Origin of the sequence: Kitasatospora phosalacinea (assembly GCF_000717185.1) — a bacterium.
GTDB classification, from domain to species: Bacteria; Actinomycetota; Actinomycetes; order Streptomycetales; family Streptomycetaceae; genus Kitasatospora; species Kitasatospora phosalacinea_A.
Genome location: NZ_JNYE01000082.1, coordinates 22,875 through 34,398 on the forward strand (window position 1 = coordinate 22,875; position 11,524 = coordinate 34,398).

The 11,524-nt window shown below is 73.7% G+C and carries 12 protein-coding genes; all 12 read left to right on the forward strand.

Going from position 1 to position 11,524, the window contains the following annotated elements:
* Nucleotides 1-42 precede the first annotated feature (42 nt).
* The 12 genes from OO57_RS28365 to OO57_RS46985 all read left to right on the forward strand — a co-directional run bounded on the left by OO57_RS28365 (nucleotide 43) and on the right by OO57_RS46985 (nucleotide 11,321).
* Nucleotides 43-666 carry an HAD-IA family hydrolase gene (locus tag OO57_RS28365; protein WP_033255538.1) on the forward strand — a complete coding sequence of 208 codons (624 nt, stop codon included), beginning with the start codon at nucleotides 43-45 and terminating at the stop codon, nucleotides 664-666.
* A gap of 160 nt (nucleotides 667-826) precedes the next feature.
* Nucleotides 827-1,207: a hypothetical protein gene (locus OO57_RS42990; RefSeq protein ID WP_033255539.1), complete on the forward strand. Its 381-nt coding sequence runs from the start codon at nucleotides 827-829 to the stop codon at nucleotides 1,205-1,207.
* Nucleotides 1,208-1,318: 111 nt separating this feature from the next.
* A complete protein-coding gene (locus OO57_RS42995) occupies nucleotides 1,319-1,507 on the forward strand; it encodes a hypothetical protein (protein WP_033255540.1) in 189 nt (62 codons plus the stop codon).
* A gap of 101 nt (nucleotides 1,508-1,608) precedes the next feature.
* Complete coding sequence (locus OO57_RS43000; RefSeq protein WP_158715256.1) at nucleotides 1,609-2,268, forward strand: hypothetical protein; 660 nt, start codon at nucleotides 1,609-1,611, stop codon at nucleotides 2,266-2,268.
* A gap of 182 nt (nucleotides 2,269-2,450) precedes the next feature.
* Nucleotides 2,451-2,675, forward strand: coding sequence for a hypothetical protein (locus OO57_RS28385; protein WP_033255541.1), 225 nt, complete (start codon nucleotides 2,451-2,453; stop codon nucleotides 2,673-2,675).
* Nucleotides 2,672-3,604: a hypothetical protein gene (locus tag OO57_RS28390; protein WP_033255542.1), complete on the forward strand. Its 933-nt coding sequence runs from the start codon at nucleotides 2,672-2,674 to the stop codon at nucleotides 3,602-3,604. The genes OO57_RS28385 and OO57_RS28390 overlap by 4 nt, the downstream gene beginning before the upstream one ends.
* Before the next feature lie 37 nt (nucleotides 3,605-3,641).
* Nucleotides 3,642-3,803 carry a hypothetical protein gene (locus tag OO57_RS44185; protein ID WP_158715257.1) on the forward strand — a complete coding sequence of 54 codons (162 nt, stop codon included), beginning with the start codon at nucleotides 3,642-3,644 and terminating at the stop codon, nucleotides 3,801-3,803.
* A 35-nt stretch (nucleotides 3,804-3,838) separates the two neighbouring features.
* A complete protein-coding gene (locus tag OO57_RS28395) occupies nucleotides 3,839-5,758 on the forward strand; it encodes a glycoside hydrolase family 15 protein (RefSeq protein WP_063737667.1) in 1,920 nt (639 codons plus the stop codon).
* The gene (locus OO57_RS39890; RefSeq protein ID WP_051778354.1) at nucleotides 5,755-6,915 is read left to right on the forward strand and encodes a hypothetical protein; all 1,161 of its coding nucleotides are present in this window, start codon (nucleotides 5,755-5,757) and stop codon (nucleotides 6,913-6,915) included. The genes OO57_RS28395 and OO57_RS39890 overlap by 4 nt, the downstream gene beginning before the upstream one ends.
* 102 nt (nucleotides 6,916-7,017) lie before the next feature.
* Nucleotides 7,018-7,959 carry a hypothetical protein gene (locus tag OO57_RS28405; protein ID WP_033255543.1) on the forward strand — a complete coding sequence of 314 codons (942 nt, stop codon included), beginning with the start codon at nucleotides 7,018-7,020 and terminating at the stop codon, nucleotides 7,957-7,959.
* 146 nt (nucleotides 7,960-8,105) lie between these two features.
* Nucleotides 8,106-9,086 (forward strand): hypothetical protein, encoded by a 981-nt coding sequence (locus OO57_RS28410; RefSeq protein ID WP_033255544.1) that lies wholly within the window; start codon nucleotides 8,106-8,108, stop codon nucleotides 9,084-9,086.
* 294 nt (nucleotides 9,087-9,380) lie between these two features.
* A complete protein-coding gene (locus OO57_RS46985) occupies nucleotides 9,381-11,321 on the forward strand; it encodes an ATP-binding cassette domain-containing protein (RefSeq protein WP_033255545.1) in 1,941 nt (646 codons plus the stop codon).
* The last annotated feature ends 203 nt before the right edge of the window (nucleotides 11,322-11,524 follow it).

Sequence of the window (11,524 nt, forward strand, 5' to 3'; positions counted from 1 at the left end):
CCGGCCCTGCCCGCCGCCCAACCCGCCAGAAACGGACCCCCCATGGCCCCGGCCCTGCTGTTCGACCTGAACAACCTCTTCCGCTACTTCGATAACACCGGCGCCCGCCTCGGCGAGGAAACCGCCGGACTCCCCGCCGGCACCATAGACCGCCACGCCTACCAGCACCCCTCCTACGAGGCGGCGAAGGTCGGCCTGATGACCGACCGGCAGTGGGCCGACGGCGTCCATCGCCGCCTCGCCGACGAGTTCGGCACCCAGACCGCCACCATCGCCTTCGAACCCTGGCGCGCCGACCGCGGCCGCCGCGACGAGACGATGGTCGACCTCCTCGGCCGACTCCGCGCCCACGGCATCCGCTGCGCCGTGCTGAGCAACTTCACCGACGCCCTCCACACCGACCTCGACCTGCACGGCATCGAGTTCGACGCCGCCTTCGCCTCCGCCGACCTGCGCGTCACCAAGCCCAGCCCGCTCGCCTTCCTCACGACCGCCCAGCGCCTCGGCCTGCGCCCGGAGCAGATCCACTTCTTCGACGACCAGGAGAGCTTCGTCGCCGGAGCGCGCGCCGCCGGCTTGAGTGCCGACCAGTTCACCGGCCCCGCCGCCCTCGTCCAGCGGCTCGCCGAACTCGGCATCCAGGCGACCGACCGTGCCGCGGCCTGAGCACGCGGCGCCGAGAGCCGCGGCGCCTGCCCCCGCCAACTCCCGGACCGTCCCCGCCCTCAGGCGGGCCGCGAGCCTGAACGGCATGCGCTGGCTCGCGCAGCGATCCAGCACGCCAGAGACAGTCCTGCGGTGCTGGCAGCGCGGTGACGCCGCGCCGGTGCCCGTCGGAGTCGGCATCGTCGCCATCCGGGTACCGGCAGCCCTCGGACGGGTCGCGCTCCGTGTACTCGACGAACAGCAGCCCCCGGTCGCGGTCGGCCCGGTGATCCTCAACCACCTCCTCAAGGCGGTCGAGTTCATCGTGCCCGCCTCCCCGGCGCTGTGGCCCGGGTCGGACATCGTCCGCCTGGACGGGCGCCTCGACTCCACACGGACCGTCCGGGTGCCGCCGCTCGGCTGCCGGGGCAGCGGCCGGGAGTGGCTGCGCACCCCGCGGGCCGCCGCGGGCAAGCGGCCGATCCTGACCGACCCCCACCACCTCGCCCACGCGCTGACCACCGCCCGCAGCAAGTTCCCGGCAGGCAGCCCGATCCGCTGAGCCCCCGCCGCTGCGCGCCCGGCACACCGCGACGGCCCTCACCCGGGCCCGCGCCCTGCCCTCACCAGCCCCGCTGGCTGGACTTCGACCGACTCGAACGGACCCACACCCATGTCCCGGCGCCAGCCTGCCGACTGCTCCTCCACGCCGACGTCCCCGGCCGCGTTCTGCGACCCGGCGCTGTTCACCCCAAGACGCGGCATCTCCTTCAAGGTGCTGCTGCCCGCCCGGCTCCTGCCCGGCGCCCGGAACCTGCCCCCGGTGAAGGCGGACCGCTCCTTGCGGGCGGGCGGGATCTGATGGTGCTGGCGCTGGAGAAACCCCAGATAGTTCCGGGGATCACGAGGTACGTCCGGGGTCTGGGCCGAGACGAGGACGCCCAGTCCGTCAGCCTGCCGGGGGTGTTGGGGCCGTGCTGGCTGTACTGCGGGCGGCTGGAGACGGAGGTCCACTGGCTCGGGCCGGTGACGATCGAAGCCGCGACCGCCCCGATGTACGCCTGCACCCGGTGCACCGACCGCCTCACGCGGATCGCCGTCCAGAGCGCCTCCGCCCGCGAGGTGAAGCCCGCGGCCGTCGGCGACCGCAGCGGTACGCCCTCGACCGCCGAGGTCAGCCTTCCCCGCCGCGCCCTGGCCGGCATCGCCCGCCAGAACCGTCCGCACACCCCGCTGCCGGACGACGGCAACCCGTGGACGCTGGGGTGGTGCTGGCTGTACTGCGTGCGCGGTGACCTCCACGTCCTGCCCATCGGCACGGTGACGGCCGACAGGCTCACCGCCACCGTGCACGCCTGCGCGAACTGCATCGCCCGGCTGAACAATCTGCTGTGGGAGTCGATCGTCTGGGCCGACACGGGAATCGGCCCGGTCGGGGCGGAGCTGTCGGAGCGCGGTGCGAGCGCCCCCGCGGCCCCGGAATGCGAACGGGGCCGCGGGAGCGGATTCTTCCACCGGGCCGCCGACCGGGAACGCCCACACCGGGCCCGCCTGCCGCTGCTGAGCGGACCGGTGGGAGCGGGGCTCGCCAGGTTCCGACGCCGCAGAGGACACCCGGCATGACCGTTCTTCACGAGCCCACGGACGGCTCCTTCTTCCCGGCCCCGGCTCCGGACAGGCAGAGGCCCAGACGAGCCCCGGTGCCCCCACGTCCAGACACAGCCGAGGCCGACAGCGCCGGGCTGGATCGGGGAGGAGCGGCGGTGACGCCCCGTCGGACGATCAACCGAGCGGGAGGAGCGATCGTGTGCTTCCTGCTCTGCGTGCCCACCGGTGCGGCCGTGCTGTACCTGATCGAGAACCGCGAGAGCGCCCAGCCCGTCTGGCTCGCGCTCGCCGCCGCCCCCGCCCTCGCGGCAGCGGCGACCACCGACTGGCTGCTGCGCCGACACGCAGGAGCCGACCGTACCCATGGCGGCCGTCCGGGTCAGGGCCGCACCCGCACCGCCACCGACCGGTGGCACCGATGAGAGAGGTCTTCGCCGAAGAACTACAGGTAGCACCGTACGAGTCCGACCAGGTGTTCCAGCGGCTGCTGCGCTCGCACCCGGGCGTGGTCGTCAGCGCCCATGCGCTACTCAGCGCCGCCCCGCACGCCTCGCGGGTCTCGCTGCCGCCGCTGGTCAGGCTCCTGACGCACGCCCGCAAGGCCAGCCTTCCCGTGCTGCTGCACGCGGCGGACCGCGCCCGAGTGGTGCGGGCGGAGTACAAGCGGCGCGGACTGCAACAGCTGTGGACCGAAGTGCTGGAGGAGGACGAGCGGCCGGAGCAGCTCCCGCTGGGGCAGGGTGCGGTGACGGTGGTCCTGCCCGAGGAGGCGGCCGAGTTCGTCGTCCCCGTGCCGGGACTGCTGACCAGCGTATGCGGCCGGATGATCGGTCCGCCCCAGCACCCCGTGCCGACGTCGCCGCTCACGCAGGCGATGCTCGTCCAGGCCATGGCGGGCCGGACGATGGAGGAGATCGCGCAGCAGTCGTTCTACACCCCGGGCGCCGTCTCCGCAGCCCTCTACTCCGTTGCGGCGAGCCGCGGATGCCGCAGCCCGGCGCACCTGGTGTGCCATGACGTGCTGGACGGCTACCTGGACCCGGCCACCGCCGAGCGAGCGGCCCTCACCCCGTCCAGGGACCCCCGGCCCGACGATCTCGACGTCCTGATCGCCACCATCGACCGCCCGCTGTCCGAGGCGGCGCGCCGCCTCGCTCTCAAACGCCACGTAGCGGAGTACCGCCGGGACGCGGCGCTCAAGGCCCTGGGCGCCCGCACCACGGTGCAGGCGGTCGCGATCGGACTGGCGATCCGCGCCATCCCCGAGGACGCCATCCCGCTCCGTGACCCCTACCTCAAGCCGAATCGGACCGCCCGTCGGCTGACGGGCCTCGTCGATGCCCTGTATTGACCCGAATCCTCCCTATGCCCGTTCCCGCGAAGAAGAGATGACACCTCACCACCTGAACCAGGCGCCCGCCGACCCCGTCCAGCGGGCCTACCGGGCGCTGCTCGACCACGCCCTGCCGCGGGTGCCCGCCGCCGACACCCTCGCGGCCACCGTCTCTGCGCCCCTCGCCGAACTCGAAGCCGCTTCAGCCCGGAACTGACCACCCATCACCCACCCGCCCATACAAGGACTTCCATGCTCCGCACCAAGCGCCGGTACCGGATCGAGGACCACGCGCTCCTCAGCAACACCCGCTCGGCCACCCTGGTCCTCCCCGACGGGACCATCAACTGGGCGTGCCTGCCCGACTTCGGCTCCCCGTCGATCTTCACCTCCCTGCTCGGGACGCCCGAGCAGGGGTACTGGCGCGTCGGACCGGCCGTCCCGGACGGCCCGCCCCCGGACGCCGACCGCCGCCAGTACCTGGGCGACACCCTGGTCCTGCGGCAGGAATACGACACCCCCACCGGCACCCTGGCCGTCACCGACCTCATGCCCGCCCCCGACGCCATCGGCGCGCCCGCACCGCGGATCGTGCGGATAGCCGAGTGCGTGCGCGGCGTCGTGCAGGCGGTCTCCGTCTACCGGCCCCGCGCCGACTACGGCGCCACAGCGCCCGTCATCCAGCGGGCCACCTCCAGCTCCCCATGGCTGGAGGCGGTCGCCGGCCCGGACACCTACTGGCTCCACAGCGACCACGCCCCCGACCACTCGGTCAACCGCGACCGGGTGTGCCGCTCCAACTTCACCTTGACCGCCGGTGAGAGCGCCGCGTTCACCCTCACCTGGGGTCCGACCGTACGCGGCGGGTCCGCCCCCACCCGGCCGGACGCCTTCACCGAACTGGCCGAGACCGTGCGGCACTGGGAGGAGTGGGCGGCCGGGTGCACCTACCGCGGCCCCCACCGTGAGGCGCTGGTGCGCTCCGCCCTCACCCTGGCCGCGATGTGCCACCCCGGCGGCGGCATCGTCGCCGCGCCGACCACGTCCCTGCCCGAGGCAATCGGCGGCGAACGCCAGTGGGACTACCGGTTCGTCTGGCTACGCGACAGCGCGCTGACCATCGCCTCCCTGCTCCGCCTGGGCAAGGTGGAGGAGGCCCGGCGCTGGATGCGCTGGCTCATCACCACCGTCGACCCCGCACACCTCCAGCCGATCTACCGCCTAGACGGCGGCACCGACCTCACCGAACGGGTGCTGGACCACCTGACCGGCTACGAGGGCTCCCGGCCGGTGCGCATCGGCAATGCCGCCGCCGGGCAGCTCCAGCTCGACGTGTTCGGCGAGATCGCCGACACGCTGCTGCTGGCCGAGGACGTCGGGCTTCCCCCGGAGCCGTGGACCGACGTCCTGCTGCTGTCCCTGGCGCGGCAGGTGGAGCGCCGCTGGCGCGAGTCTGACGAGGGCATCTGGGAGATCCGCGGCCCCGCACGGCACTTCACCCACTCCAAGGTGATGTGCTGGGTGGCCGTCGACCGGATCCTGCGCCTGCTGGAGCGCCGCCCCGACCCCGACACCGCCCTCCTGCACCGCCTCACCGAACTGCGCGAACAGATCCACGCCGACGTGTGCACCCGCGGCATCGACGCCGAGCGGGGCGTCTTCACCCAGTACTACGGTGGCCGGGCCCTGGACGCCTCCCTGCTGCTGATCCCGCTGGTCGGATTTCTCCCGCCGGACGACAAGCGCGTCATCGCCACCATCGAAGCCGTCCAAGGAGACCTCACCGAAGACGGCCTCGTCCTGCGCTACGCCACTGGCCGGCACGCCGCCGCGAACGTCGACGGACTCGCAGGGCACGAAGGCGCCTTCCTCGCCTGCTCGTTCTGGCTCGTCGAGGCGCTGGCGGTCATCGGCCGAGAGGACGAGGCCCGCGAACTGTTCGACCGCCTCCTGGCACTGCGCAGCGAGTTGGGGCTGCTCGCCGAGGAGTACGACCCCCGCGCCCGCAGGCAGCTCGGCAACTACCCGCAGGCGTTCTCCCATTGGGCGATGGCCGACGCCGCTCTCCGCCTCCAGGGCCAGCCGGACACCACCGAGACGGTCCCCGCCGTCCTGGCGACGGCAAGCTCCCCGGAGGGCCAGCGGCAGCTCGCGGGACAGGTGGCCCGGTGAACCCCACCCCGCCGACCGGCCCCCTCGCCGACGCCCTCGCCCGCTTCCCGCTCGTCCCGCCCGTCCCGGCACGCACGGCGCTGCCGCTGGAGCAGCGGGTCGGCGAGCTGTCCGCCCTCGCCGACCGCGCCGCGGGCGACGGCGACCTCGACGCCGCCGCCGAGGTCCATCGCCTCGCCGCCGAGCTCTACTTCGACCTCTGGTTGCCGGGGTCGGCGTACGCGCTGTGCAGTCTCCACAGCCACCGCTACCTCCAGCACCGCCCGCTGGGCCCCGTCCTTGCCGAGCGGGCGGTGGAGCCGCAGCTCCTCCACGCCGACCTCCTGATCCGCGCCGGGCAGCCCGTCACGGCCGCCCGGCTCCTGACGGCGATCTCGGACGCGATCGGGGCGGGCACGGACGCCGAGGCCGCCGCGGTCGGGACCCTGCCGCTGGCCGGAATCACCGCGACCGCGGTGGGGCGCGACGTCCTCCAGGAGTGGTGGGACCAGGCCGCCCTGAAGACGCTGGTGCGCGCGCTGGCACGCAGCGGCGACTGGGAGCAGGCACGGCTGATCGCCCTTGCCGGCCGGCCCCTGCCGCCCGGCCCGTACGACAGCGTCCAGGTCGCGACGATCGCGCTGGCCCTCGGCGGCCAGCACGAGATCGCCGCGGCGCGGCTGGCCCGGGTCCGGCTCGATCCGCGGACCCCGTGGGAGCACGTCGTGGTCGCGGCGCTCACCGTCGCCTGCACCCTGATCGGCGGGCAGGCCGACGAGAAGGTGCTCACCGGCCAGCTCGTCGCGCTGTGCGACGCCCACGACACCTACCAGCCGGGCGCGAACCCCGAGTTCGACGCCGAGCTGACCCTGACAACCGCGGACCTGTGCAATGCGGCGGGCAAGCAGGCGGTCGCCGACCGGCTCTACGAGATCGCCGCTGGCTGGGCGCTGGAGGCCCAGGAGGGCTACAGCGCCCGTGCTGTGCTGCGCCATCATCTCGCCGTCCGCCTCCCGGACGCCGCCCGCCAGGAGCTGAGCGCGATCGCCGAGCACGCGGGGCTGGGGGCGGGCTCGCTGCCGCCCGCGCTCAGCGAACAGCTCACCGCCGCCCCCGACCGGGCCGCCGAAGCCATCACTGCCGCGCTCGCCGACGACGACCCCTCCCCGCGGCCGTGAACGCGCAACTGGCCCAGAGGCGGGCGCGGGCACCCCCGCCGCCGGCACGGCGCGACTCCCCGGCGCGCTGTCCAACCGGACCCGACACCGAGAGGCATCCGCATGAGCACCGCAGCACCCGTCAGCCCCGGCGACGTCATCGAGCACGTCAACGGGAACGTCCAGCACGGAGAGAAGCTCGAAGCGTTCCTGGCGCTGATCGAGCAGCGCGCCGAGACCGGCGGCATCCGCCCGCACCTGCTGACCTTGCAGGAACTCCAGGACGGCCAGGCCCTACTGGTCGCCGACCGGCTCGGCCTGGCCTTCGTGGAGGCACCCAACATCCGCCCCGGCAGCCGAAATGCCCTGTTCTACGACACCGCCGTCTTCCGGCCCGACCCGCAGTGGGTGCCGTACGCGGAGGGCATCCGGCACCGCCCCGCCACGGCGCGGCTGCACCTGGTCGACCCGGTCACCGGTGACCTCAGCCGCCGCAAGCTCTCCGTGGCCTCCATCCACGGCAACTTCGGCAACCCGGCGGCCCGGGGCGACCAGCTCCGCTGGCTGCTGTCCAACATGGTCAAGGACGGCCGCCTGGGCTTCGTCAGCGGCGACTGGAACTCCTGGCCGCAGGGACGAGCCCCGCTCAGCATGGACCGCGTCGCCGACCGCGCCTACGCCCTGGACCGCTCCGTCCTCGGAGACGACGGAGTCTTCCGCCCCGATGACCAGGCCGACCGGATGCTCACCTACCGGCACATGGTGTGGGTGGGCGGGCACGCGGCCACCGCCCTCGGGCAGAGCGGCGCCGACCGGCCCACCACCGAACACGGGCCCGACAAGGAGCAGCAGCGCATCCCCGATCAGGACCTGCCCCCTGCGGGCTTGGGGCCGATCGACCGTACCTACGTCACCGGGGAACTGCTATCGGCGCTGATCAGCGCCGAGGTCCTGGCAACACCGGAGGTCCAGGCGATCTCCGACCACCTCCCGGAGGTCACCCGCTGGGACCGCCGGAAGCTGTGGGACGTGATGAACGCCCAGGTCAAGACCGTCCGCCACTAGCACTACCGGCCGGGCCGCCGCAGCGCGCACCCGGCACCGGCCCCTGTCCCCGCCGACTGATCCCGGCGGGGACAGGGCCGCCCACCTCCCCGTCGACAGCCGCGCCGCAGCCGCCACACCTCGGCCCCGGCAACCGAAGGACTTCCATGCCGAGTACCACCTCCACTGGGGAAGCCCCGGCCCGCCCCGTCCAGGCCCCCGACCCGCTCGACACCGTCCGGCGGGCCCTGGCCGAAACAGCCCGCCTCCAAGGACTCGACGCGCAGGACGCCGAACTGATCTACGACGCCGGCAGCTGGGTGTTCCGCCTCCCCGGCGGCGTGGTCGGCAAGGTCCACAACCGCGCCACCCACTACGCCGCTCTCGCCGCCCAGGTCCGCGCGGCGACGGCGCTGCAGGCCGCCGGCATCCAGACGGCGGCCCCCATCGGGCGCATCGGCACGGCCGCGGGCCATCTCGTCACGTTCGCCGAGGACCTGGGCCCGGACGAGCCCGGCGAAGGCGAGTACGGCGAACTCCTCGCCCGACTCCACGCGCTGCGACCTGCCCCCGAGCTCACCGCCAACCCGAAGGACAAGATCACCCGGACACTCGGCCGGCTCCGTGGGCTGCGGCCGACCGCCATATCCGAGGCCGACCGCACCCGCCTGCGCCGCCTCTTCGAGGCCGCCGTCGACGCCTACCACCAGACGGCCTGGCCCGAGCCCTGCCTGACCCACGGCGACGTCACCCTCTCCAACGCCGCCCGCACCCCCGCGGGCGCCGCGCTCCTGGACCTGGAGACCCTCGGACCGGGAAACTTGGCCTTCGACCAGGCCACCCCGGCCTTCGCACGCGATGCGTTCAGCAAGGACCCCGACCAGTACGACGCCTGGACGGCCGGGTACGGCTACGACATCGCCGCCCAGGCCCCCGGCCGGTACGAGCTCCTCGTGCCCATCATGGGCATCAACTCCTGCGCGTTCTACCTGAACCTGGCCGACCGGAGCCGCCCCGACGCCCGCCCCCAGGCTGACCACCGCCTGGACACGCTCCTCTCGCACCGCCCCCTGCCCTGGGACTGGACCCCCGGCGCCGTCACCAGGCCACCGACACCCGACCGGGCCCGGAGCGCCAACCTGTCGTGAACCAGCCCGCCCCGCCGACCGGACCCCGGGGCCGAGGTCCACCAACTCGCCGACCAGGAAACGGATTTACCCGGATCGGGTGAGGCGCGCGAAGACACGCCGGACAGCCCGCCGCAGCGGTGCCAGGATCGGTGGCCCGACCGGAAAACCCCACCACCTGCGAGCAGCCTGCCGCCTGGCACCGCTGCCACCCCGGTGTGCCCACCGCGGACCCCGCCGACCACGCCCGCCGTGTCCGGCAGGCCCGGTGATCCGCGCTGCCCGCCCGCACCTGCCGTCAACCCAGGGAGCCACGTGACCGACACCCACAGCACCACCCCCACCCCGGAAACCGGCCAGCAGACCGAACACGACGAGGAACTGCGCTACAGCTTCCCCGGCGACAAGCGAGCCACCGCCGGGGCGTCCATCTCCACCACCACGATGGTGCGCCGCCTACCCCAGCTGATCCGCCGCTCCCTCGCCCTCGCCTGGCACGCCGACCCCCGCTCCACCCTCCTGCTGCTCCTCGCCCAAGCCGCCAGCGGCGTCTTCGGAGCCGTCGCCCTCTACGCCACCACCGGCACCCTGACCGCGCTGCTGCGCCCCGGCCCGGTCTCCGAACACCTGCACGCCGCCGCCCCGTCGCTGACCCTGCTGACCGCCTCCGCCGCGTTCCGGGCCGCCCTGGGCATCGCGGTGACGACCCTCGCGGGCCGGGTCGCCCCCCGCGTCAACCGGGAAGCGGACCTCGCCCTCATCGAGGCCGGGTGCTCCGCCGAACTCGCCGCCTACGACGAACCCGCCTACAACGAACGCTGGGAGGCCGCCGACCGCGGAGCGGCCACCACCCCCGACCTGCTGACCTCCGCCCAGGACGTCATCGCCTCCACCGTCTCCCTCGCCGCCGCCACGGGCGTCCTGGCCACCCTGCACCCGCTGCTGCTGCCGTTCCTCCTACTCGGCGCAGTGCCCACCGCCGTCGCCGCCGTCCGCACCGCCCGCATCCACTACCTCGCCTCCATCACCACCGGCGACGAGCGCCAGGCCCTGCGGATCTACCGCTGGTACCTGATCGACAAGGGCCGCGCCGACCAAGTCCGCTCCGACCAGGTCCTCCCGTTCATCCTCGACAAGTACCGGCAGGCCGAAGCCCGGATCGTCACCGTCACCGACCGCGCCGGACGCGACGCCGCCCGCGTCTCGCTCCTGGCCGCCCTCGCCACCGGCGCCGGAGCCGCCCTGATGTGGGGCGCCCTGCTGTACCTCGTCTCCACCGGCCGGATCGGCCTCGCCGCCGCCGGCTCCGCCACCTTCGCCTTGCGCACCGCGGTGGGCGGCGTGCAGGGCATGGTTGGCAACGGGGCCCGCCTCTACCGCATGGGCCTGTACCTGGACGACTTCTTCGCCTTCCTGGACGAGGCCGGCGGCCACCGCATCACCCGCGGCGAGATCGTCCCCGGCCCGCCCAAGACGATCGAAGTCACCGCCCTCACCTACACCTACCCGGGCGAGCAGCAGGACGCGGCGCTGCGCGGCATCGACCTGACCCTGCACCGGGGCGAGGTCGTTGCGGTGATCGGCCACAACGGCTCCGGGAAGTCCACGCTGCTGAAACTCCTCTCCGGCCTCTACCTGCCGCAGGACGGCGGCGGGCAGATCACCTGGGACGGCATCCCCGTCGCCGACCTGGACGCCGACGCCCTGTTCGAGCAGGTCGCGCGCGTGCCGCAGGAGTTCGCCCGCTGGCCGCTGCGTGCTGCGGAGAACGTGCACCTGGGCCGGCACGACGGAGACCCGGACGAGGAGGTGAAGGCCGCCGCGGCGCTGACCGGCTTCGACGAGATCGTGCGCAAGCTGCGCTCCGGCTGGCGGACCCTGCTCGCCCAGGGCTGGCAGGGCGGCGCCGAACTCTCCGGGGGCGGCTGGCAGCGCGCCGCCGTCGCCCGCGCCCTCTACCGCACCTGCCGCCAGCCCGGCCTGCTGATCCTCGACGAGCCGACCTCCGATCTCGACCCCCGCGCCGAACACCGCATCCTCCACGCCCTACGCGCACTCGCCCCCGACCGGATCACCCTGCTCGTCACCCACAACCTCGGCAACGCGAAACTCGCCGACCGGATCCTCGTCCTCGACCAAGGCCGCATCGTCCAGACCGGCACCTGGGACGAACTCGCCAGCACCGAGGGCCTGTTCCACGAACTCCTCGACCTCCAGCGCGACCGCACCGTCCCCGCCCCCCGCACCGCCCTGTAGCCCTAGCCGTTTCGCGGCGAGCGCCCCGTGCACTCGCAAGGGTGCTCGCCGCGACCGGGGAGACTCTTGTACCGCTTACCAACTGGTCGACGGAAGCCCCGAATGCCGCGGGCCGCCTGTGGCGGTGGGTGTGGTCGCGCCTTCGGCGCGGCGTTCCTTTTTGCCGGGCGCCCCGCTGCGCGGTTCCCCCGGCCCCCCTTCGC

Excerpts from the sequence above, each read along its gene's own strand:
- OO57_RS28365 (WP_033255538.1), top strand. The coding sequence starts at position 43 with ATGGCCCCGGCCCTGCTGTTCGACCTGAACAACCTCTTCCGCTACTTC.
- OO57_RS42995 (WP_033255540.1), top strand. The coding sequence starts at position 1,319 with ATGTCCCGGCGCCAGCCTGCCGACTGCTCCTCCACGCCGACGTCCCCG.
- OO57_RS28390 (WP_033255542.1), top strand. The coding sequence starts at position 2,672 with ATGAGAGAGGTCTTCGCCGAAGAACTACAGGTAGCACCGTACGAGTCC.
- OO57_RS44185 (WP_158715257.1), top strand. The coding sequence starts at position 3,642 with ATGACACCTCACCACCTGAACCAGGCGCCCGCCGACCCCGTCCAGCGG.
- OO57_RS28395 (WP_063737667.1), top strand. The coding sequence starts at position 3,839 with ATGCTCCGCACCAAGCGCCGGTACCGGATCGAGGACCACGCGCTCCTC.
- OO57_RS28405 (WP_033255543.1), top strand. The coding sequence starts at position 7,018 with ATGAGCACCGCAGCACCCGTCAGCCCCGGCGACGTCATCGAGCACGTC.
- OO57_RS28410 (WP_033255544.1), top strand. The coding sequence starts at position 8,106 with ATGCCGAGTACCACCTCCACTGGGGAAGCCCCGGCCCGCCCCGTCCAG.